A 22,090-nucleotide genomic window follows, 5' to 3' on the forward strand; every position below is an offset into this window, starting at 1 on the left:
AGGAGCTCGACCCGGTGTCCGTGCCGTGGCCCGATCCGGGCGCCGCGGCCACCGGCACGCGGGTGCCGACGTGATCGTCACCGTCACCCCCAACCCCGCGCTCGACGTCACCTACCGTCTCGACGCCCTGACCGTCGACGCCACCAACCGGGTCGCCGAGGTGTCCTGCCGCGCCGGCGGAAAAGGCGTCAACGTCGCCCGGCTGTTGCACGGACTCTCCGGCGGGTCCGTGGGGCCGGTGGCCGGGGGAGTGGAGGTCGTGGCCGTCGGACTGGCCGGGGGAGCGGCCGGGACGGCGCTCCTGGCCGATCTCGACGAGGCCGGGCTCGCATACGCGTTCGTGCCGTGTGCGGCGGAGACCCGCCGCACGGTCGCCGTCGTCGACAGCGGCGCCGCGACGGTGACCATGCTCAACGAACCGGGGCCGGTCGTCACCCCGGCGGAGTGGAAGGCGCTGTGCCGGCGGCTGGAGGGGCTGCTGCCCGAGGCCACGGTCGTCGTCCTGAGCGGCAGCCTGCCCCCCGGACTGCCCCCGGACGCCTACGCCGCGCTTGTCAGGCAGGCGGAGCGGCACGGCGTGCCCGCCGTCCTCGACGCGGACGGCGGCGCGCTCCTCGCGGCCCTCTCCGCCGGTCCCGAGGTCGTGAAGCCCAACATCTCCGAGCTGGGCCGGGCCATGACCGCTCGGAACGGCACGTCCGGCCCCACCGGGTCCGCGAACTCACCGGACCCGGCCGGAGGAGCGGCGTGGATGCGGCGGGAAGGGGCGCGCGCGGTGGTGGTGTCGGACGGTCCACGCGGCCTGTACGCCGACACCCCCGACGGGCGGTGGCGGGCCGTGCCACCGGAGGTGCGGGGAGGCAACCCCACCGGGGCGGGCGACGCGGCCGTGGCCGCCCTGGCACTCGGCCTCGCCGCGGGCTGGGACTGGCCCCGCACGCTCGTCCAGGCCGCCGCCCTGTCGGCCGCCGCCGTCCGTCACCCCCTGGCGGGACAGATCGACCAGGCGGCCTATCTCGACCACGTGGGCCGCGTCCGCCTGGAACGCGCCCGGAGCGAAAGTGAGGACAGTCAGTGCCGTTGACACCGACCGGCGAGCTGGTCACCGAGGCCGCGCGGGCCGGGCGAGGGGTGGGGGCGTTCAACGTCATCCAGATCGAGCACGCCGAGGGCATCGTCTCCGGCGCGCAGGACGCGGGGATGCCGGTGATCCTGCAGATCAGCGAGAACACCGTCGCCTACCACGGCGCGCTGGCGCCGATCGGGGCCGCGTGCCTGGCCATCGCGCGGGCGGCCGCCGTACCGGTCGCGGTCCATCTCGACCACGCGACCCGCGCCGACCTGGTCGACGAGGCGGTCGAGCTGGGCTTCGGGTCGGTCATGTTCGACGCCTCCGCGCTGCCCTACGGGGCGAACGTGTCGGCGACGGCGGAGGTGGCCGCACGGACGCGGCGGCGCGGGGTCTTCGTGGAGGCCGAGCTCGGAGAGGTCGGCGGCAAGGACGGCGTGCACGCGCCCGGAGCGCGCACCGAGCCGGGGCAGGCCGCCGTCTACGTGGAGACCACGGGTGTGGACGCGCTCGCGGTGGCGGTCGGCTCCTCACACGCGATGCTCACCCGCGACGCCGTGCTCGACCTCGGCCTCATCGCCGAGCTCCGCGACGCCGTGCCGGTCCCGCTCGTGCTGCACGGCTCCTCGGGAGTGCCCGACGACGGTCTCGCGCGGGCCGTACGGCACGGCATGACGAAGGTCAACATCGCCACCCACCTCAACAAGGCGTTCACCGCGGCCGTCCGGGACAGGCTCGCCGAACGGCGGGAGAGGGTCGACCCGCGCGACTATCTCGGGGCCGGCCGCGACGCGGTCGCCGCCCAGGTCGCCCACCTGTTGCGCGTTCTGAACCCGGCACACCGGGGAGACGGCGCCTGAGCGGGAACCAGACCGCCCAGGGTTCCCACGCCGGCCCGCGGCGAGGCGAAGATCTCACAATGTGGGCCCGTGTCCCAGATATTTGCAGCCGTCTGCTAGCGTGCTAGTCATGCTGCGCGGCCTGCTTCTTAGCTGCCGCGACGAGGGCCTGTAAGAGGCCGGCTCCCTCGTCGCGGAGCGAGCCATGCGCGTCGGCCACGATTGACTTTCCAGTCGAGGAGCCCTTGCATGTATCCGCAGCAGCAGCCCAGCCCCATGCCGTTCAAGCGTTACGAGTCCTACGCCCCGGTCCGGCTCGACGACCGCACCTGGCCCGGCAAGGTCATCGACACCGCTCCCCGCTGGTGCGCGGTGGACCTGCGTGACGGCAACCAGGCGCTGATCGACCCGATGGACTCCCACCGCAAGCTCAAGATGTTCGAGCTGCTGGTGCGGATGGGCTACAAGGAGATCGAGGTAGGTTTCCCGGCCGCCTCGCAGACCGACTTCGACTTCGTCCGGCAGATCATCGAAGAGGGCCTCGTCCCCGACGACGTGGTGATCCAGGTCCTGACCCAGGCCCGGCCCGAGCTGATCGAGCGGACGTTCGAGTCGATCCAGGGCGCGAAGACGGCCATCGTCCACCTGTACAACTCCACCTCCACGCTGCAGCGCCGGGTCGTCTTCGGCCAGGACCGCGAGGGCATCACCGCCATCGCGGTCGAGGGCGCCAAGCTCTGCAGGAAGCTGGCCGACGCCTCCGACGTGGACGTCTACTTCCAGTACTCGCCGGAGTCCTTCACCGGGACCGAGCTGGAGTACGCCGTGGAGGTCTGCGACGCCGTCAACGACGTCTGGCAGCCCACCCCGGACCGAAAGGTCATCGTCAACCTGCCCGCCACCGTCGAGATGGCCACGCCGAACGTCTACGCCGACCAGATCGAGTGGATGCACCGCAACCTGGCCTACCGCGACTCGATCATTCTCTCCCTGCACCCGCACAACGACCGGGGCACCGCGGTGGCCGCCGCCGAGCTGGGCTACATGGCGGGGGCCGACCGGATCGAGGGCTGCCTGTTCGGCAACGGCGAGCGCACCGGAAACGTGTGCCTGGTCACGCTGGGCATGAACCTGTTCTCGCAGGGCGTCGACCCCGAGATCGACCTGTCCGACATCGACGAGGTCCGCCGGATCACCGAATACTGCAACCAGCTGCCCGTCCACCCGCGTCACCCCTGGGGCGGCGAGCTGGTCTACACCGCCTTCTCCGGCTCCCACCAGGACGCGATCAAGAAGGGCTTCGAGCACCTGGAACGCGACGCGGCCGCCGCGGGCGTTCCGGTGGACGAGTTCACCTGGGCCGTGCCGTACCTGCCGATCGACCCCAAGGACATCGGCCGCAACTACGAGGCGGTCATCCGGGTCAACAGCCAGTCCGGCAAGGGCGGTGTCGCCTACATCATGAAGGCGGACCACCAGCTCGACCTGCCGCGCCGTCTGCAGATCGAGTTCTCCCGCGTCGTCCAGGCCCGCACCGACGCCCTCGGCGGCGAGGTGAGCCCGGCCCAGATGTTCGAGGTCTTCACCGACGAATACCTCCCGAACCCGGCCAGCCCGTGGGGTCGTCTGGGCCTGCTGGCCCACCGCACCGTCTCCAGGGGCGACGACAAGGACGCCATCAGCGCCGACCTGCGCATCCACGGGGAGAACCGCGAGGTCGAGGGTGTCGGCAACGGCCCCATCTCCGCCTTCTGTGACGCGCTGGCCGGGATCGGCGTCCAGGTCCGCGTCCTGGACTACGCCGAGCACGCGATGAGTGCGGGCACCGACGCCAAGGCCGCCTCCTACATCGAGTGCGAGATCGCGGGTGAGCCGATGTGGGGCGTCGGAATCGACGCCAACACCACCACCGCCTCCCTTAAGGCCATCATCTCCGCCGTCAACCGCGCCACCCGCTAGGGCGTTCCGCGGGCCTTCCCGCAGAGCACACCCGGTACGGCTCACGCGGCCCCGGCACGACCTGCCGGGGCGACGCGTCCGGTAGCAGCCCACAAGGCGGCACGCCGTCCATTCGACCGCGCCTTCCGCGTGACCCGCGGACGCGCGGTCGAGTCATGTCCGGCGGTGGCCGCAACCTTATATACTTTATGGGTAAAACACTTGATAAACATGTGAACGGGGATCATGAGCGGGCGACCGGGCATGCCCGTGCGCCGGCTGCCGTTGAAGGGGACGTTCCGGCTCGGCCGGTTCGGTGACATCTGGCACAAGCCCGCGCTCAGCGCGGTCATCGCCTTGGCGGTCCCCGATCTGACCCTCCTCGCGCTGGGCCGCCTGGACCTGGCGGCCTACACCTCTCCCGGACCCGGTGACATCTCCCGGGCCCGCGGCCTGCTCACCGCCGCCCTGGTGGAGCTCCGCGAGGCCGCCGAGGTCGCCGCCGGCGAGTGGTGGCAGCGCGCACTGCCGGAGGAGCGGATCGCCGGAGCCGAGCAGCGGGGCCACCGGACGCTCGCACGACTGGCCGGGCCCGTCCGGGATAGAGTCTGCTGTGGATCAACAGACGGCTGAGGGAAGCGGGGGCGTGGAGGACATCGTCGCGCAGGTGATGCGTCAGTGGCAGCGCGTCAACCCGGAGCTGGACACCGCGCCGATGGCCGTGATCGGACGCCTCAACCGCTGTTTCCTGCTGATCCAGCAGGCCACCGACGCGCCGCTGCGCGGGCACGGCCTGACCCGGCCCGAGTTCGACATCCTCGGCACGCTGAGACGGCTTGACCAGGAACTCACCCCCAGCCAGATCGCCAGAGAGACCTTCGCCTCCGGGGCCGCCGTCACCAAGCGGCTGCGGTTCCTCCAGGAGCGCGGACTGGTGATCCGCCGCCCCGACGACCGCGATCGGCGGGTCTCCCACCTCTCACTCACCGAGCAGGGCCGTACGATCATCGATCAGATGCTTCCCGAGCAGGTCGGATACGACGCGTCGTTGCTGGCGGGCCTGGACGCGGAGCGGCAGCGGGAGCTGGCCGGGCTCCTCGGCGAGCTGCTGCTCCTGCTGGAAGGACGGCTGGGCACCCGCCAGCCCTGACCGCTGTTATCCGGCCTAGCCCCAACCTTCATCGCGATACGCCCATATACCATCAAATCCCATGCCGGTCCCCACAGTCGGCCTGATGAGCCCGGCGCGACCGTGAGCGGTCCCGGTGACGGTCATCCCACCGTCACCGGGGCCGCATGCACGCCGGTGCCAGGTGTAGAGAGGACATACCGGTGAGCGGACGGCAGACGAACTGGGCGGGCAACGTCACCTACGGCGCGGCACGGCTCCACCGCCCCGGCAGCGTCGAGCGGCTGCAGGACGTGGTCGCCGGTAGCGGCCGGCTGCGAGCGCTCGGCACACGTCACTCCTTCAACCACATCGCCGACTGCCCCGACGGCGACCTCGTCTCGCTGGAGAACCTTCCGGCCTCGATGGATCTGGACACCGTACGCCGCACGGTCACGGTCTCCGCCGGAGTCCGGTACGGCGAGCTGGCCCGGTGGCTGCACGGTAAGGGCTATGCCCTGCACAACCTCGGCTCGTTGCCGCACATCTCGGTCGCCGGGGCCTGCGCCACGGCCACGCACGGTTCGGGAGACTCCAACGGGAACCTGCCGACCGCGGTGGCGGGCATCGAGATGGTCACCGCCGACGGTGAGATCACCGTCCTCACCCGGGAGCGGGACGGTGACCGCTTCCGTGGGGCGGTGGTCGGACTCGGCGCGCTGGGGATCGTCACCCGGGTCACCCTCGAGGTCCTCCCGGCGTTCGAGGTGCGGCAGGACCTGTACGAGAACCTTCCCTGGGCCGGCCTGGAAGACCACTTCGAGGAGATCTTCTCCGCGGCGTACAGCGTGAGCCTGTTCACCGGCTGGCGGGGCCCGCAGATCGACCAGGTGTGGTTGAAACGGCGCGTCGACGGCCTCGGCGACGGCTGGGAGGCGGAACCGCGGTGGCTGGGTGCCACCCTGGCGGAGACCGAGCTGCATCCCCTGCCGGGGATGCCGGCCGTCAACTGCACCCGGCAGCGGGGCGTGCCCGGCCCGTGGCACGAACGGCTGCCGCACTTCCGCCTGGACTTCACGCCCAGCAGCGGGGAGGAACTGCAGTCGGAATACCTGGTGCCGCGCCGGGACACGATCGGCGTGCTCCGCGCGCTGGACCGGATCAGGGACAGCGTGGCCCCCGTCCTGCAGGTGTCGGAGATCCGGACCGTCGCGGCGGACGATCTGTGGATGAGCCCCTGCTACGGACAGGGGGCGGTCGCCCTCCACTTCACCTGGAAGAAGGACTGGCCGGCGGTGAGCCGGGTGCTCGCTCTGGTCGAGGAGGCACTGGAGCCCTTCGAGGCACGGCCGCACTGGGGCAAGCTCTTCGTCGCGCGCCCGGAACGCGTGCGGTCCCTGTACGAGCGGCTGCCGGACTTCCAGCGGCTGCTCGGCGCCTACGACCCCGCGGGCAAGTTCCGCAACGCGTTCGTCGACGACTACGTCTTCGGTGAGGACCCTCGGTGACGAGCCCGCGCCCGGCCTCGTCAACAAGAAGCTGATCCGTACCTTCGAGACAACCGCGCCGATCGGCTTCGCCTCCGGCTGAGCCGGAGGACGGAGCGGCCATCATGTGATCTTGATTTGTCCGCGCCTCTGAACGATCATGTGATGGCCAGGTCTGCACATCCTCAACCGGGGGACAGGCATCCGTTTCCAGGCGTTGGTCGACCGGCCGTATCCCTCGGATGCCGGCCCCCGCCCCTTCCGACCTCTGGAGGCAGTCCCATGATCAACGGTGCGCCCGCTCCGGGAAACCCCGCCGAGCCGGACTCCTCCGCCGGCTTTCCGCCGGAAGTCGATCCGAACACCCCCAGCACCGCCCGGATGTACGACTACTACCTCGGCGGGAAGGACAACTTCGCCTCCGACCGCGAGGCGGCGGAGAGGATCATCCAGCTGGTGCCCGGCACACGCGAGGTCGCACTGGCCAACCGCGCCTTCCTCGGCCGGACGGTGCGGCACCTCGCGGAGGCGGGGATCCGGCAGTTCATCGACATCGGCACCGGTCTGCCCACGCAGGACAACGTGCACCAGGTGGCCGGCCGCGAGGCGCCCGGCTCCCGGGTGGTCTACGTCGACAACGACCCGATCGTCCTGTCCCATGCCCGCGCGCTGCTCGCCGACAACCCGGACACGATCGTCGTCGAGGGCGACGCGCGTGAGCCCGAGGCCATCCTCGGCGATGACGAGGTCCGGGCCCATGTCGACTTCGGCAGGCCGGTCGCGGTCCTGCTCGTCGCGATCCTGCACTTCATCCCCGACGACGAGCAGGTCGCCGGGATCGTCGCGAGCCTGTTGCGCCCGCTGGCCCCCGGCAGCCACCTGGTCATCTCCCACATCTACGCCGGTGACCACGACGACGTGACCATCAAGAGGGGCGCGGACGTCTACGCCAGGACCAACGCGGGATCCATCGCCGCGCGCGGCCCCGAGCACCTGCGCCGCTACTTCGACGGGCTGGACCTCGTGGAGCCGGGAATCGTCCAGGTGCAGGCCTGGCGCCCTGAGGAGGACGTGGAGGTCGACCTCGTCAAGCCCGGCATCCTCGGGGTCGTCGGCCGGGTGCGATGACCTCTCCCTCATCGGACAGTGATCAGCCGTTTCTCTATTGTCTGGGGGCAATTGATGCCAAAAAGTATATTAAGTATTTTTTGTTGCAAATCGTCTATCGTTCACAAAAACGTGTGAGACCGACGTTACGGTCTGGTTGAGTTGGGCCTCGTGTCGCTCTTGTTGGGTAAAAATTGACTATGGCCAATGAATCTCTTAGCCCAAACGAGAACGAAACCCGACGATCCCTCGTGGAGCGCCAGCTCGATCGGGCGGGGTGGAGCCGAGATCAGTTGGTCGACGAGTACGTCATCACGGATGGCAGGATCCTCGCTGCTGGCGGCAGGCCGAGGCGAGGGATGAACCTACGTGCTGACTACGTGCTCGAATACCGGCCGGGCGTGCCTGTCGCGGTCGTCGAGGTCAAGCGGACGTCCATCAAGGCGGACGACGGCATCGAGCAGGCGAAGCGGTATGCGAAAAAGCTGGAGCTGCCCGTCGCCTATGCCACGAACGGCGTGAAGATCTACGAGATCGACCTCAACGTGGGCACGCTCATCGAGATCGATGACTATCCCTCGCCCGAAGAGCTTTGGGCCCGTTTTCGTCATGCCAAGGGACTCGACGATGAGGCCATCACCGATCTTCTGACCACCCCGTTCGACCATTCCGTGAAAAATTGGGACAATACTCCAAAAATTCCCCGCTATTATCAGCGGCTCGCTGTAAACAAAGCGGTCGAAGCCATCGGCAGAGGGCAGGACCGGGTCCTTCTCGTCCTGGCAACCGGCACGGGAAAGACCCTGGTGGCCTACCAGATCGTCAAGAAACTCTGGCAGGCGCGCTGGCCGGAGGGCCGTCTGCCACGGGTGCTTTATCTGGCCGATCGGAACATCCTTGTAGACCAGCCGAAAGACGAATACTTCGTCAAGGGGTTCGGCGAAGCCGTTCACAAGCTGGGACGCGGGATCGCCCAGTCTGGCAGGCATATCTACCCGGTTTCGTCCGTAGTGCTCCGGCCTTCAGGCCGGGGGTGAAGCGGACTGTCCCGCGTAGCGGGGCAAGAACAGCCGATTCGCCGCCAGGCGAATCGGCGTCCACCCCGATCAGACCGGCCGTTTCTGCTGCTCGATGTACTGCTTGAGCACGGTCAGGGGTGTCCCGCGAACCGACCCGGCGAAGTAGGAGCCGGACCAGAAATGCCCGCCCCACAGGTACGTGCGGACGTGGGCGCTGAACTCCTTGCACAGCATCCGCGCCGAGACCCCCTTCAGCGAGTTGACCAGCTTGGACAGGGCGACCTTGGGTGGGTAGCGGACCAGCGGGTGGACGTGGTCGTCCTCGCCGCTGAACTCGCGAAGTTCGACCTCGAAGTCGGCACAGACCTCCCGCATGATCTGTTCGCATCGGACCAGCATCGGGTCGGTGAAGGCCCCCTCCGGTACTTGGTGACGAACACCAAATGGGCGTGGAGGTGGTAGACGACGTGCCGTCCGGTGTACACATCGGGGTTCGGTTTCCATCTCGGTGACATAAACCAAATGATACGATCAGGGTGTGGAGAAGGTGAAGCAGACGCGGGCGCATGTGGCCCGCCTGGAGTTGAGCACAGCCCAGGTGGCGGTGCTGGACGGCCAGGCGCACACCGCCCGCACGCTGTGGAACCTGCTACACGAGTACTTCACCTTCCGGCAGGGCCGGTTCGCGACGTTGAAGGACTGCGACACCGCGATCCGGGCGGCTCGTCATGAGATCGACTGGATAGGCCAACTGCCCGCCCAGGCGGCTCAGGCCGTGCTGAAGACCTACCGGCAGGCGTGGGCGAACTTCTTCAACCCTGATCACCCCGCTAAACGCCCGACGTTCAAGGCCCGGTTCGGTTCCCGACCGGCCGTCGATGTGCCTCAGGCTCGCGACCTGCAGATCAAGCGAATCAACCGGCGGTGGGGTGCGGTCAACCTGCCCAAGGTCGGGCGGGTGCGGTTTCGGTGGACCAAGGACCTGCCCGGCCTCACCAGGGGCGGCCCCGCCGGGCGGATCACGGGAGCGCGGCTGGTCAAGGATGCTCACGGCTGGCAGGTGGTGTTCCGCACCCAAATTCTCCTCGCGCCGGTCCCTACCGTGCACCCGGGCCACACGGTGGGGATCGACCGGGGGGTCACCGTCGCGCTGGCCCTGTCGGACGGCACGATGCGTGAGCACGCCCCCTGGCTCACGCCTGGGGAGAAAGAACACCTGCGCCGGCTGGAGAAGACGTCGGCTCGCCGGCGTGCGGCCCGGCCGAAGAGGACCCGCCCTTCGGGGCGGGAGCGGCGCACCTACGATCAGATCGCCCGGCTGCGCGCGAAAGCCAAGCGCCGAGCCGTCGACTGGCAGCACCAGACCACCACCGAACTCGCCGACACGTTCGCTGTGATCAAGGTGGAGAAACTCTCCATTCTCAACATGGTCAAATCCGCCAAGGGCACGATCGAAGCCCCGGGCAGGAACGTCGCCCAAAAGGCGGGGCTGAATCGGTCGATCAGCGGCGAGGCGTGGGGCCGGACCGTCACCCTGCTCGAATACAAGAGTGCCGACCGGGGCGGACAGGTCGTCAAGGTTCCCGCCCCGGGCACCTCACAGACGTGCCACCGATGCGGTCACCGTGATGCGGCCGGCCGCGACAGAACCGTGTTCGCTTGTACCGACCCCGCGTGCGGTTGGGTCGGCCATGCCGATACCAATGCCGCGATCAATATCAAGAACGCCGTCGGAACGCCGGTGTCAGGGCGTGGAGACCTCGGGGTTACCCGGTCGGTGAAGCGTCAACCCCCGCGCGCCGCTTAACCGCGACGCGACGGGAGAGTCTCCGGCCCCCAGGCCGGGGAGGAGTTCAACAGTCACTCGACAGGCAGGGCAGGCAGACCTCCGGTGACACCACCGCGCTCTTCGAGAAGTTCTCCAAGGACTTCTTCGACCTCATCGTCGTTGACGAGTGTCACCGGGGCAGTGCGAAGGACAACTCGAACTGGCGGAAGATCCTGGACCACTTCGACTCCGCAGTCAAGATCGGCCTCACGGCGACGCCTATCAGCGAGAAGGACGCCGACACTTACGAGTACTTCGGCAGGCCGGTCTACGAGTACTCCCTGCGGAACGGGATCGACGACGGGTTCCTCGCCCCCTACCGGGTACGCCGGGTGAACATCAACATCGATGTCGAGGGCTGGGAGCCACAGCCGGGCCAGCTCGACAACTACGGCAACCTCATCCCAGAACGGGAGTACAACCAGCCTGACTTTGAGAAGACCATGCTGATCAAGGAGCGCACCGAGGTCGCGGCCCAGTATCTGACGGACCTGCTGCACGAGACCGGCCGGATGAACAAGACCGTCGTCTTCTGCGTCGACTCCGACCATGCCAGCCGGATGCGCATTGCGCTGCACAACCTCAACCGGGACCTGTCCCGGCAGTACGGCGGTGACTACGTCGTCCGGGTCACCTCCAGGGACGGCGACCCTGGCCTCGCGCATCTCGACGAGTTCAAGAAGGTCGACTCCGACGCACCGGTGATCGCCGTGACGTCGAGGCTGCTCTCGACCGGGGTGGACATGCCGATGGTCCGCAACGTTGTGATCTTCCGGCCCATCGGTTCCACGACCGAGTTCAAACAGATCGTGGGACGCGGCACGAGGCTGTTCCCCGACAAGGACAAGTTCAGCTTCGACATCATCGACTTCGTGTACGCCACCAGGAAGTTCAACGATCCGGAGTTCGACGGCCCTCCTGTTCGCCGCTATGAGGTCAAGATCGACGACGATGGACACGCGGTCGAGAACGCCGAAGACGACCTCACCGACGAGCACTCGCATGTCGCCGAGCCTCACGTCGACTACGAGGAGCAGGAAGGCGGCATCCTCGACCCTGCCGAGGAAATGAGCGACGACGAGCTGATCTCGACCTTGACCACGCGGGCACGCAAATACTATGTCGACGGCCAAGACGTGTTCATCTGGAACGACACCCTCTACGTCATGGACGACGACAGCGGCCGGCCCAAGATGATCGAATACCGTGTGTTCGCCGGTGACCGGGTCCGCAAGCTGAACCTCAGCCCGATGGAGTTGCGAGGCCAGTGGGCACGCGCCGGTTCGCGGTCGACGATCCTTCGGACGCTTGAAGAACAGGGCGTCGACTTCAAGGTGCTGGCTGAGCAGATGAGCGACCATGACGCCGACCCGCTCGATCTGCTGCTCGCTGCGGCGTGGGAGTTTCCCGCCATGACGCGTAGGGAGCGGGCACGCCGGGTGCGCCGAGAGCACCGGGAGTTCCTCGAATCCTTCGCGGAGGACGCCCGGGAGATCCTGGAGCTCATCTTGGACAAGTACATCGAGCACGGTCCGGTCGAGTTGAGGCCCACGGTGCTGACTCTCCCGCCGCTCAGAGATCTGGGCAGCCCGTCGGAGCTGGCGGTCCGTTTCGGTGGAGGAGAGAAGCTCCGGGAGATCCTGGACAGGCTGGGAGAACACGTCTACGACGCAGCTTAACTATAATTCACTTTTAGTTTCACGTATGATCAACACGTGAAACTAAAGGCGACTTATAGCTAATGTTGGTTAGGGTGAGGGCATGCTGATCGAGCGGGAGCTGTGGCCGCAGAACAGGCGCCGTGACAAGCTTTGGGAGCTCGCCGCAGGCCAGAGGGGTTATTTCACCGCCGCCCAGGCCGTTGAGGCGGGCTACTCCCATCAGGCTCAGCGTTTCCACGCTCAGCGAGGCAACTGGCTGCACATCGATCGGGGGCTCTACCGGCTCCGCGAGTTCTCCGTGCTGCCCGGTGACGATCATGACTATCTCGTCCGATGGTGGCTCTGGAGCAAGAGGCGGGCTGTAGTCTCACACGTCAGTGCGCTGGCCGTCCATGATCTCGGGATCGCGAACCCGGAGGAGATTCATCTGACGGTCGGACCGGGATTCCGGCAGAAAAACCAGCAGATCGTGCTTCACCACGCCGAGCTGCGGCCAGAGGAGATCGAGGATCGCGAGGGTTTCAGAGTGACCACGCCACTTCGGGCGATCGCCGAATCAGCCGCCGACGCGGTGGACCAGGACATGATCGATTCCGCTGTCGCCGAGCTTCTGGAGCGTGGCGAGACCACCCGTGGCTGGCTTCTTCGCGCGGCTCAGTATCTCGGAGAACGCGCCGAGCTGGGCGTCGAGCGCGCTCTGAGGGCGGAGAAGGCGTGACCCGATACCGCAGTGCGGTCTCGCTACGCCAGGCACTGGAGAGCAGGCTCAAGGATCAGGCCGACACCAACGGCACCGACCTCGGCAGGCTCCGCCGCAGGGTTCTCTTCGAGCGTGTGGCGGCTCGCCTGTCCACGTTCCGGCCCGGCCGCTGGGTCCTCAAGGGCGGCGCGGTCATGGAGTTCCGGCTTCTGGACCGCGCGAGGGCCACCAAGGATCTCGACCTGGCGATCCGATCGAAGACCTCGACCAAAATGGCGAGCTGGGTGTCGTAAGGCAGTGTCCTGGACGAGGGGGTCCTGATCTCCGTCACCAGGAAGTCGACCGCACGGCTGGCGGCCTCCTTCGTCTTCTCGATCGCCTCTTTCAGCTTGGGCTTGGGCAGCTTTCGGATCTGCTCGGTATCGCCGCGCGAGTAACCGAATCCGGCGGTGGCGGCTATGGCGCGCAGCATCACCTTGGGGTCGAGGTCCCCGTAGCGTTTCCGGCGCAGGACCTCCTTGATCTCGTCGATCGAGTCCAGCAGGTCGAAGTCCGGCGTCCAGGTGGCGGCTCTCATGAACTCCACGAGGGTCAGGTCCGTCCCCGTGGTGTTGATGCGCTCGAAGACGAGGCCGATCTCCTCGATCGACATGTCCCGTAGCGTCACGGTCGCGATCTGGTAGTTCGCGAACCGGTTGTAGAGCAGCCTCGCTCGCTGTTTCAGCTCTTCGTCGGCGACCCGCTCCAGCCGTACGACGAACTCCGCTCCGTCGAGAAGGAACCGCAGCGGGAACTGCGTCGGCGGGGGTTCCTCGAAGTCGTCCCGGTGGTGGAAGGTGCCCTCGGTGAGGTCGTAGACGATGTTCCACGGACTCTTCGGGTCGCCGTCGGGCTCCCAGTAGAGCGCGCCGCAGATTGTGGACAGTCGTTGCTGGCCGTCGAGCAGGTAGTTGACGTGGCGGCCACTCGGCAACGAGTCGACTTCCAGGTCCGCGATCGCTCTTTCACTGGCCAGTTCCTGGTCGCTCTCCCACAGCAGGATGCTGCCGATCGGATAGTTCCTCGCCACGGAGTCGAGCAGGTTCAGGATCTGCTGGCGCGACCAGACGAACTCTCGTTGGAACTTGGGCAGCACGATGCGGCCCGCGAGAATGTCGTCGGCGACGGTGACAAGCCTTGGTGTCGAAGGCTCGGGATCGCGGGGAAGCTGCCTGCGAGGAGATGAACGCTGCACTGGTTCTCCGGGAAGACGACGTCGAGGGGATGAATGTGACAAAGAGGGAGGGGCGTGTCCAGGCGTTGGTGATCGCGCTGCCAGGATCGCGCCTCCCCCGTCGGTCATTTGAACATCATGAGCCGGCCTTCGGCAGACCACGGTTGAGGACCTCGTCGCGGAGACGCTTCAGCGCGACCGCGACACCGTCGCGTTCGATCCGCCAGACATCCCAGCCCGCACACGCCTTCGTCCCGGCGACCGCGGCCCCGGCGGCGGACAGGGAGTGGAAGGCCTCGCCCGTCTCCAGCCTGATCGCTCCGTCCGCCTCGACGGTGGCGAAGTGGACCACGCCTCTGACCGTCCGGAAGATCTTGGCGTCCGGTTTCATCAAGCCGTTCCTGATCAGGTCGAGAAGCTCGACGCCGTAGCGCGTGGAACGGCGCCGGGACGCGGCCGGCTCGGGGACGACGACAGTGATCTTCGGCAGCCGGAAGCCGAGCCTGGCCGGGCTCCAGACCTCCTCGCAGAGGAGCCGGTAGAGGTTCTGCCGCTGCTCGATCTCCTGGACGCCGAACTCCTGGCAGGGCCGGAACGCCAGGTCGAGGCCGGCGGCTCTGAGGTAGTGGGTGAACGGGGTGTTGCGCAGGCGGCTCTTGGGGTGCAGGGAGGCCGCGAGCCGGTTCTCGGCGTAGTAGTGCTCAAGCTTCTGCCCGTAGGGGTCGTCCCGGAAGCTCGCGTTGACAGACTTGGGCAGGAGCAGCAGGGCGCCGAGGCGGTTGCGCCAGAGGTCGAACTCCGCGGGGGTCCTGACGGCGTCCGTGTGCCGCTCGAAACGGTTGGCCCAGATGTGCTCGATCTCGTAGTCGCGGGGTCCCCGGAGGAACTCGTAATCGTGCTCTCCCCCCTCGCACGCGCGCTGGACGTGGGCGGTCATGCGCGAGAGCAGGTAGCGGATCAGGCGGCGGTTGTTCGCCCGGAGGCCGAAGGACGCGATCTCGCGGAAGTCGTGCTCCAGCAGGGAGGCCTCCCGGCCGAGGACGGTGGCGACCGCCTCGGCCGTCCGGCAGATCCGCAGGACCGGGATCAGCCGGTGGATGATCTCGTCAAGGTCGCGGCGCTGCACGGGCAGGTTGTTGACGCACCGCCGTACGTAGACGAGGTCGAGGAACGCCGCGGCCATCGAGCACTTCTCGGTGAACGCCTGGTCGGTGTCCTCGGGGGAGACGACGGAGAGCAGGAGCGTGAACTGGTTGTCGATGCCGTTGTAGCCGTTGAAGAAGACGGCGGCGAGCTCGGGCCTGAACTCCCGGCAGGCCCGGAGCAGGACGCGGTAGCGCTCGGACGCGTCCGTGAGCTTCCCGATGAACTCCCGCGCGCCGGCTGGCCGGTCGATCCCCAGCTGGATCTCGTTGCGCAGGATCCACTCGTGAACGGCCCGCCCGATCTCGGCGGCGTCGGTGGACGTCTCGTCGAAGTGCGCGTACTGCGCCAGGAGGAAGGAGCGGACGTAGGCGCTGGGCGTGCTGGCCTCGGGAGAGTCCGTCTCCGCGGAGGTGAGACGGGCCAGCATGTCGGCCCACGACCTGCCCAGCTCCTCGCGCGTCTGCGGGTTGACCCGCCGGAACAGGTGGCCTTTCAGCAGGTCGACGTGGCTCAGCCGGAGTCCCCGGTCGTTCATGGACACGAAGATCTCGCGTCCGTTCTCCTGGTCGAGGGCCTGGATGCCGACCAGGCACACGCGGTCGAGCAGCCACCGGACGAAGGGCACCAGGGCCTCGCCGCGCAACACCTCGGGGAAGTCGCCGTCGATCTCCCTGCTCCGGTCGTGGAGATTTCTCACGGAGACATGGGCGTCGTCGGACAGCGTGAATCCCTTGAGGTCGTTCCAGTCGGTGACCAGGGCGTTGAGAAGCTGCGCGCGGGCCAGCTCCTCGGAGCTGCCGACCTTGAAGCTCCGTCTGCCGTGCCGGGCCGTGTAGGTGAGCCCCTCCAGCTCATCGGCGTAGATCCACTTCTCCTGGTCGATCAGCAGCTGCCGGAGGTAGATCAGCAGGAGGTGGAGCGTGGTGACGCGCTGCTGGCCGTCGACGAGGAAGGTACGGCCGTCGCTCTCGTGGTAGACGTAGGGACCGAGGAAGTAGGGGGCGTAGCCGTTGACCTCGTCGCGTTCGTGCAGGGGGTTCCACTGGCTCAGGAACCGGTGGCTGAGGTCGTCGATCAGAGTGCGGACCTCGTCACGGGTCCAGGTGTACTCCCGCTGGTAGTAGTCCAGTGCGAAGGAGTTCTTCCTGAAGAGGTTGTGGACCGTTACACCTTCGCTGTGAATGGGACTGTCCGCCATGAACTCGGGAGCGCCTCTCGCCTGCGGGGGTGTGGCTCGTCGAGAGCCCGCTAACTCTCATTTATCACGCCGAAAGTGGCATCGTTACCGATCCTGCCGAAGTCGTGACCCCGGCCTCGGCCTTGCGTGATCTTGAGTCGGCCTTTCCCTTTCGGAGGACCCGGTCGTGGGGCTCGGAGGACCTCCTCCGTGCCGGAGGTCGCTTCCGGAAGGTCAGGCGGGCAGGCCGAGGAAGGCGGCCTGGCAGCGCATGGAGTGGTCGAAGGCCGTGGTGCGGTCGAGGATCGTGTTGTTGAACTGGCCGAACAGCTCGAAGTTGAGCCAGCCGAACAGACCCGTCCAGACGATCAGGGCGCGGACGATCACGTCGTCGGAGACGCCCGGGATGAGCTCTCGGACACGATCGGCGTCCTCGCTGAACGAGGCCGGGACGGACGGGCAGATGTCCGGAGGGTTCAGGGCTCCGGCCTGGTGGGCGTCGGAGATGATCCGGCCGTAGACGACGGTGTCGCGGACCGCCGCGGCGATGGTGTCCTCCGGCGCATGGTAGCCGGGCACGGGCGAGCCGTACAGCAGGGCGTATTCGTGCGGATGGGCCAGCGCCCAGTCCCGTACGGCATGGCACACCGCCAGCCACCGGCCGGTGTGGTCCCCGGGCGGACAGGCCGCGTCGGCGTTCTCCACGGCCTCGCCGATGGCGTTGTAGCCATCGATGATCAGAGCGGTGAGCAGGTCGTCCCGGGAGGGGAAGTAGCGGTAGATCGCTGAGGAGACCATGCCCATCTCGCGGGCGACCGCGCGCAGGGAGAGGCCGCCCGCGCCCTCGGTGGCCAGGTGTCTGCGGGCGATGTCGGTGATCTCGCGAGTCAGTTCGGCGCGGACCCGTTCCCGTGCTGTGCGGCTTGAACTCATGCCAGGCACCTTACCAGAGCACTAAAAATAAAAGAGAGCACTGCTCTTGACGGGCAATGCTCTTTTGCGAGAGCATTGCTCTCAGAACGGAACGACCCTCTCCGAGGAGCCCCTGATGCTGAGCCTGGCCAAGAACACCGATCTCCTCGTCGCCGTCTATCTCGTCAACGCCGTCCTCCGGCTCGTCTGGAACCAGTGAGCCCCATGGAGCCGGTGAGTTCCGCGCAACCGGCAGACCGAGCAGGGGTGAAACGGATGAGATCAGTGAAAGGAAGAATGACCATGACCAAGCACGTCGTCGTCGGATCCGGTCAGATCGGCTCCGAGGTGGCCCGGCTGCTGGCGGGCCAGGGACACGAGGTCGTCCTCGTCAGCCGCTCGGGCTCCGGCCCCGATCTGCCGGGAGTCCGCAAGGTGGCGGCGGACGCCTCCGACCGGGAACGGCTGATCGCCCTGACCGAGGGGGCCGACGCGCTCTACAACTGCGTCAACCCGCTCTACCACCGCTGGATGCAGGACTGGCCGCCGATCGCGGCCTCCCTGCTGGCGACCGCCGAGGCCACCGGCGCGGGATACGTCATGCTCGGCAACCTCTACGTCTACGCTCCTCCCAGCGGGCCGATGCGGGAGAACGACCCGCTCCGGCCGGCCAGCGAGAAGGCGGAAGTGCGGGTCCGGATGTGGCGCGACGCCCTGGCCTCGCACGAGGCCGGGCGGGTCCGGGTGACCGAGGTGCGGGGATCGGACTACTTCGGCCCCGGCTGCCTCGACCAGTCGCACCTGGGGGAACGGTTCGTCCCCCGGCTCCTGGCCGGCAAGCCCGTCCGTTTCATCGGAGACCCGGCCCAGCCGCACAGCTGGACCTACGTGCCCGACGTGGCCCGTGCCCTGGTGACGGCCGCCACCGACGACCGGTCGTGGGGCCGGGCCTGGCACGTCCCGACCGCTCCCGCCATGACGGCCCGGCAGGTCGCAGACCGTCTCTGCGCGCTCGCCGGCGTCCCGAACCCGGGGGTCAAGGTCATGCCGCGCTGGTTCGTCCGCGCGGCGGGCACCGTCTCGCCGATGCTCGGCGAGCTGGAGCACGTCCGCTACCAGTTCGTCAGGCCCTTCGTCGTCGACTCCGCCGACTTCCAGGCCACCTTCGGCGTGGCGCCGACCCCGGTGGACGAGGCGCTGACCACGACCATCGCCTGGTGGCGGGAGCGCCTGGCCGCGGCGGCGTAGGCCGTACGCTTCCACCATGAAGACCGCTGTGATCGGCCTCGGGGACATCGCGGAGAAGGCGTATCTGCCCGTCCTTTCCGCGATGCCCGGCCTCGATCTCCACCTGTGCACCCGCAACCCCGCCACTCTCGACCGTCTGGGCGACGCCTACCGGGTCGAGCGCCGTTTCACCTCGGTGGACGAGCTGATCGAGGCCGGGGTCGAGGTGGCGTTCGTGCACGCGGCCACGGCTGCCCACGTGAAGATCGTCGAACCGCTGCTCCGGGCGGGCGTCCATGTCTACCTGGACAAGCCCATCGCCTACACCCTCGACGAGTCCGAACGTCTGGTACGGCTGGCACGGGAGATGGAGCGGTCGCTGCTCGTCGGTTTCAACCGCCGCCGGGCCCCCTCCTACGCGGCGCTGCTGGAGCTGCCCCGCCACCTGGTGGTGATGCAGAAGAACCGCAGGGGCCTGGCCGAGGACCCGCGGACCGCGATCTTCGACGACTTCGTCCACGTCGTCGACACGCTCCGGTTCCTGGCACCCGGGACGGTCGAACACACCGGGATCCGGACCCGGGTCAGGGACGGGCTGCTGGAGCACGTGACGCTGGAGCTGTCCGGGGACGGCTTCACCGCGTTCGGGATCATGAACAGGGTGAGCGGGGCGGTCGAGGAGACCGTGGAGGTCATGGGGGACGACGTCAAGCGCCGGGTGGTCAACATCGCCGACGTGATCGACTACACCGGGACGGAGACACTGACCCGGCGCGGCGACTGGGCGCCGGTCTCCCGCCAGCGCGGCATCGAGCAGGTCTGCCTGGAGTTCCTGGACGCGGTCCGCTCCGGTGTCCTGCTCGGCGCCGACGACGCCCTGGCCACCCACCGGATCTGCGAGGACATCGTCCGGGAGGCGAGCCGGTCGGCCGGATGACCTGAGACCTCATCCGGGAGGCCATCCGGGCCGCGTCGCAGTGCGGTCCGGATGGCCCCCGGATGAGGTCGCCGCAGCCGTCCCGGGCCGCCGGCTCCGGACCGTGGCCGTCCCCGAGCCGTCAGCGCTCGGCCAGGTAGCGCCGTCCGAGGTCGCGCAGCCGCCCGTGGGCCGACTCGTAGACGTCGGGCCTGCCGAGATAGGCCTTGGGGACCTTGGCGAGCATCGTGTAGTTGGTGTCGCAGACGTTGCCGACCGGGGCCTCGCCGATCTGGCTGACCAGCTGGTAGGCGTCCAGGGTGTCCAGGCCGGTGAGGTCGGCGGCCCAGGTGACCAGGTCGTGCTGGCTGATCCGGAAGGCGTCCTCCAGCGGGCGCGCGGAACCGGTCGACATCAGGTGCTCGTCGTCCTCCAGGCGGGGCCACGGGGTGCTCACACCCTTGATCAGCTCCACCGCGACCACGGTGTTCATCGCCGCCTCGACGGCGGTGCCGCACACCTCGCCGTGTCCCTGGCGGGCGTGCCCGTCACCCACCGCGAACAGTCCGCCCTCGACGTTGACACCCAGGTAGACGGTCACCCCGGCGCGCAGTTCGGGGGTGTCCATGTTGCCGCCGTGGGCGTCCGGAGTGATCGTCATTCGGGCCTCGGACGCACCGGGCGCGACACCGACGGTGCCGTGCATGGGGTCCAGCGGGAGTTCCATCGTGAAGTCACCCCGGCGGGCGTGGTAGCGGGCCACACCCTTCTCCACGTCGATGTCGTAGCGCCAGACGACCTCGTCCAGCGGCGGGGTGAGCATGGCGGTGGTGTGCGTGCCGGTCAACGCGCCGAAGTGCGGGAACGTCGCGGACACCGCCCAGTCCCTGGCCGGCTCGATGGAGACGAAGTGCAGCGCGAGCGTGTCACCGGGCTCGGCCCCCTCGACGTGGAAGGGCCCGGTGACCGGGTTCAGGTAGGGAAAGTCGCAGACGCTCGACGGCAGGTCGTCGACCGAGCGCACCCGGCCGCCGAAGCAGTCCTCGGTGTACATCTCGACGATCGTGCCGGGCTGGATCCTGCCGACGGCCGGGCGCCCGCCGAAGGTGTAGCTCAGCTCTTCGAGAGCGGGCCGGTAGGAGACGACGTTCATCGTGCCTCCGCCCGGCCGGGGCCCGTCGCCGGGGTGGGCCGTGAAGAGGTGAACCCCTCCTCGGTCTCGAGGAAAATATCGAACATGCGGTCCGTCCTTGTGTGATCGGAACAGTGGAGGCGAGGGAGGGCCGCTACGGTTTCGCGGCGGTCTCCGGCGTGTCCTGAATACCCGCCAGCGTGGGGCGCCGCCCCCGGGCGTAGGAGACGCCGAGCAGCACCAGGCCGATGGCGAGCCAGATGATCCCGAGCGTCTGAGCCGCGATGCTCGCGTTGATGACGACGTAGACCAGGATCGCGAAGCCGATCACCGGGGCGATCAGGTGCCGCCACCAGTCGCGGCTGCCCTTGCGGACGACGTAGTGGACGACCACCGAGATGTGCAGCGCGAGGAAGGCGGTCATGGCGCCGAAGTTGACCAGCCCGCTGATCAGGGTGATGCCGTCGTCGCGGCTGGCCAGGTAGAGCCCGACGACGAGGGAGATGGCGGCCACGAGCAGGGTGGCGTTGACCGGCACCTTGTGCTTGGGGTGGATCTTGGCCAGGAAGGAGGGGAGCTGCCGGTCGCGGGCCATCGCGTACAGCAGGCGCGAGGTGGCGGCCTGGGCGACCAGGGAGTTGGCGAAGCCCCAGGCGATGGCGGTGGCGACGGCGGTCAGCACGCTGAGCCAGTGGCCTCCGGCGAACTCGGCCATGTCGTAGAACGCGCTGCCCGCGGGGTCGCCGTTGGCGAGCAGTTCGGCCCGGTTGGGGGTGAGCAGCGCGGCCACCCAGGTCTGTGCGATGAACAGCGCGCCCGCCAGGCCGAGTGCGGCGACCATGGACTTGCCCAGCCTGCGGCTGTCCACCTTGCTCTCCTCGGCCAGCATCGAGATGCCGTCGAAGCCGAGGAAGGACAGCACCGCGATCGAGACGGCGCCGAAGACCAGCGGCCAGGAGAACGTCGAGGAGTCGAACAGCGGACTGAGCGCGCTCACCTGGGCCTTGCCCTGGGCCAGCGCGACCAGGCCGACGACGATGAAGATCGCCAGCACGATGAGCTCACCGACCAGCATGATCTTCGTGATCCGGGCGGTCATCTGGATGCCGCTGTAGTTCACGACCGTGTTGAGCACCACGAACACGATGAGCCAGCCCCAGATCGGGATGGCGGGGATGAACGAGGCCATCGCCGCGCTCGCGATGAGGTAGAGCAGGGCGGGTACCAGCACGTAGTCGAGCAGGATCACCCAGCCCGACAGGAAACCGACCGGAGCGGCGATGCCACGGCCCGCGTAGGTGTAGACCGACCCGGCCATCGGGAAGGCCTGGGCCATCTGCGCGTAGGACAGCGCGGTGAAGGCCATCGCCACCATGCCGATGACGTAGGCGAGCGCCACCATGCCGCCGGAGCCCTGGTAGACGCTGCCGAAGATGCCGAAGGGCGCGATCGGCACCATGAAGATCAGGCCGTAGACGAGCAGGTCGGTGAAGGTCAGGGACCTGCGGAGTTCCTGCTGGTAGCCGAATTGCTCCAGGGAGGGCTCAGTGGCCATGGACGGTTCCTCTATGTGGGTGCAGCCGTAACAGCAGAGAAGGGGGGCAACCGTCA

General features: G+C 67.9%; 19 protein-coding genes and 1 pseudogene. 14 read left to right on the top strand and 6 right to left on the bottom strand.

Features of this window, described 5'->3' with window-relative positions; translation table 11 throughout:
- Nucleotides 1–70: 70 nt before the first annotated feature.
- The 8 genes from FHR32_RS25270 to FHR32_RS25305 all read left to right on the top strand — a co-directional run bounded on the left by FHR32_RS25270 (nucleotide 71) and on the right by FHR32_RS25305 (nucleotide 8,585).
- A complete protein-coding gene (locus tag FHR32_RS25270; protein ID WP_184756999.1) occupies nucleotides 71–1,084 on the top strand; it encodes a 1-phosphofructokinase family hexose kinase in 1,014 nt (337 codons plus the stop codon).
- Nucleotides 1,075–1,929 carry a class II fructose-bisphosphate aldolase gene (locus FHR32_RS25275; RefSeq protein ID WP_184757000.1) on the top strand — a complete coding sequence of 285 codons (855 nt, stop codon included), beginning with the start codon at nucleotides 1,075–1,077 and terminating at the stop codon, nucleotides 1,927–1,929. Before FHR32_RS25270 ends, FHR32_RS25275 begins: the two co-directional genes overlap by 10 nt.
- Before the next feature lie 228 nt (nucleotides 1,930–2,157).
- Entirely contained in the window at nucleotides 2,158–3,867 is a 1,710-nt protein-coding gene (gene leuA, locus FHR32_RS25280) for a 2-isopropylmalate synthase (protein WP_184757001.1), read from the top strand.
- 225 nt (nucleotides 3,868–4,092) lie between these two features.
- Nucleotides 4,093–4,479: a hypothetical protein gene (locus FHR32_RS43100; protein WP_221466196.1), complete on the top strand. Its 387-nt coding sequence runs from the start codon at nucleotides 4,093–4,095 to the stop codon at nucleotides 4,477–4,479.
- A 13-nt stretch (nucleotides 4,480–4,492) separates the two neighbouring features.
- On the top strand, nucleotides 4,493–4,996 hold the full coding sequence (locus FHR32_RS25290; RefSeq protein ID WP_312882691.1) for a MarR family winged helix-turn-helix transcriptional regulator: 504 nt from the start codon (nucleotides 4,493–4,495) through the stop codon (nucleotides 4,994–4,996).
- A gap of 182 nt (nucleotides 4,997–5,178) precedes the next feature.
- Nucleotides 5,179–6,462, top strand: coding sequence for an FAD-binding protein (locus FHR32_RS25295; RefSeq protein WP_312882692.1), 1,284 nt, complete (start codon nucleotides 5,179–5,181; stop codon nucleotides 6,460–6,462).
- A 261-nt stretch (nucleotides 6,463–6,723) separates the two neighbouring features.
- The gene (locus FHR32_RS25300; RefSeq protein ID WP_184757003.1) at nucleotides 6,724–7,569 is read left to right on the top strand and encodes an SAM-dependent methyltransferase; all 846 of its coding nucleotides are present in this window, start codon (nucleotides 6,724–6,726) and stop codon (nucleotides 7,567–7,569) included.
- 179 nt (nucleotides 7,570–7,748) lie between these two features.
- Nucleotides 7,749–8,585 (top strand): DEAD/DEAH box helicase family protein, encoded by an 837-nt coding sequence (locus tag FHR32_RS25305; protein ID WP_246467412.1) that lies wholly within the window; start codon nucleotides 7,749–7,751, stop codon nucleotides 8,583–8,585.
- 69 nt (nucleotides 8,586–8,654) lie between these two features.
- Here the strand turns inward: FHR32_RS25305 and tnpA are convergent, their stop codons facing one another.
- Nucleotides 8,655–9,071 (bottom strand): IS200/IS605 family transposase, encoded by a 417-nt coding sequence (gene tnpA / locus FHR32_RS25310; protein ID WP_246467414.1) that lies wholly within the window; start codon nucleotides 9,069–9,071, stop codon nucleotides 8,655–8,657.
- Nucleotides 9,072–9,105: 34 nt separating this feature from the next.
- Between tnpA and FHR32_RS44695 the strand changes: the two genes are divergently transcribed.
- From FHR32_RS44695 to FHR32_RS25320, 3 genes and pseudogenes are all read left to right on the top strand, one after another.
- Nucleotides 9,106–10,374, top strand: a complete 1,269-nt coding sequence (locus tag FHR32_RS44695; RefSeq protein WP_312882693.1) for an RNA-guided endonuclease InsQ/TnpB family protein — start codon at nucleotides 9,106–9,108, stop codon at nucleotides 10,372–10,374.
- 98 nt (nucleotides 10,375–10,472) lie between these two features.
- Nucleotides 10,473–12,074: pseudogene (gene hsdR / locus FHR32_RS47355) on the top strand (EcoAI/FtnUII family type I restriction enzme subunit R); the annotation flags it as partial.
- A gap of 82 nt (nucleotides 12,075–12,156) precedes the next feature.
- Nucleotides 12,157–12,774 (top strand): type IV toxin-antitoxin system AbiEi family antitoxin domain-containing protein, encoded by a 618-nt coding sequence (locus FHR32_RS25320; protein ID WP_184757006.1) that lies wholly within the window; start codon nucleotides 12,157–12,159, stop codon nucleotides 12,772–12,774.
- 55 nt (nucleotides 12,775–12,829) lie between these two features.
- Here the strand turns inward: FHR32_RS25320 and FHR32_RS25325 are convergent, their stop codons facing one another.
- The 3 genes from FHR32_RS25325 to FHR32_RS25335 all read right to left on the bottom strand — a co-directional run bounded on the left by FHR32_RS25325 (nucleotide 12,830) and on the right by FHR32_RS25335 (nucleotide 17,225).
- Nucleotides 12,830–13,990 carry a DUF262 domain-containing protein gene (locus FHR32_RS25325; RefSeq protein WP_184757007.1) on the bottom strand — a complete coding sequence of 387 codons (1,161 nt, stop codon included), beginning with the start codon at nucleotides 13,988–13,990 and terminating at the stop codon, nucleotides 12,830–12,832.
- A 115-nt stretch (nucleotides 13,991–14,105) separates the two neighbouring features.
- Nucleotides 14,106–16,313 (bottom strand): GmrSD restriction endonuclease domain-containing protein, encoded by a 2,208-nt coding sequence (locus FHR32_RS25330; RefSeq protein ID WP_184757008.1) that lies wholly within the window; start codon nucleotides 16,311–16,313, stop codon nucleotides 14,106–14,108.
- A 213-nt stretch (nucleotides 16,314–16,526) separates the two neighbouring features.
- Nucleotides 16,527–17,225, bottom strand: a complete 699-nt coding sequence (locus tag FHR32_RS25335) for a TetR/AcrR family transcriptional regulator (RefSeq protein ID WP_184757009.1) — start codon at nucleotides 17,223–17,225, stop codon at nucleotides 16,527–16,529.
- A gap of 64 nt (nucleotides 17,226–17,289) precedes the next feature.
- Between FHR32_RS25335 and FHR32_RS46115 the strand changes: the two genes are divergently transcribed.
- The 3 genes from FHR32_RS46115 (at nucleotide 17,290) to FHR32_RS25345 (ending at nucleotide 19,368) form a co-directional block, all read left to right on the top strand.
- A complete protein-coding gene (locus FHR32_RS46115) occupies nucleotides 17,290–17,424 on the top strand; it encodes a hypothetical protein (protein WP_281391048.1) in 135 nt (44 codons plus the stop codon).
- A gap of 83 nt (nucleotides 17,425–17,507) precedes the next feature.
- Complete coding sequence (locus FHR32_RS25340) at nucleotides 17,508–18,452, top strand: NAD-dependent epimerase/dehydratase family protein (protein WP_184757010.1); 945 nt, start codon at nucleotides 17,508–17,510, stop codon at nucleotides 18,450–18,452.
- A 16-nt stretch (nucleotides 18,453–18,468) separates the two neighbouring features.
- Nucleotides 18,469–19,368, top strand: a complete 900-nt coding sequence (locus FHR32_RS25345) for a Gfo/Idh/MocA family protein (protein WP_184757011.1) — start codon at nucleotides 18,469–18,471, stop codon at nucleotides 19,366–19,368.
- Between the two features lie 121 nt (nucleotides 19,369–19,489).
- Here the strand turns inward: FHR32_RS25345 and FHR32_RS25350 are convergent, their stop codons facing one another.
- Together FHR32_RS25350 and FHR32_RS25355 are read right to left on the bottom strand one after the other, a co-directional pair.
- Complete coding sequence (locus FHR32_RS25350; RefSeq protein WP_184757012.1) at nucleotides 19,490–20,500, bottom strand: acetamidase/formamidase family protein; 1,011 nt, start codon at nucleotides 20,498–20,500, stop codon at nucleotides 19,490–19,492.
- A 133-nt stretch (nucleotides 20,501–20,633) separates the two neighbouring features.
- Nucleotides 20,634–22,034 carry an APC family permease gene (locus FHR32_RS25355; protein WP_184757013.1) on the bottom strand — a complete coding sequence of 467 codons (1,401 nt, stop codon included), beginning with the start codon at nucleotides 22,032–22,034 and terminating at the stop codon, nucleotides 20,634–20,636.
- Between the last annotated feature and the right edge of the window lie 56 nt (nucleotides 22,035–22,090).

The sequence above is a fragment of the Streptosporangium album genome (genome assembly GCF_014203795.1).
Classification (GTDB): domain Bacteria; phylum Actinomycetota; class Actinomycetes; order Streptosporangiales; family Streptosporangiaceae; genus Streptosporangium; species Streptosporangium album.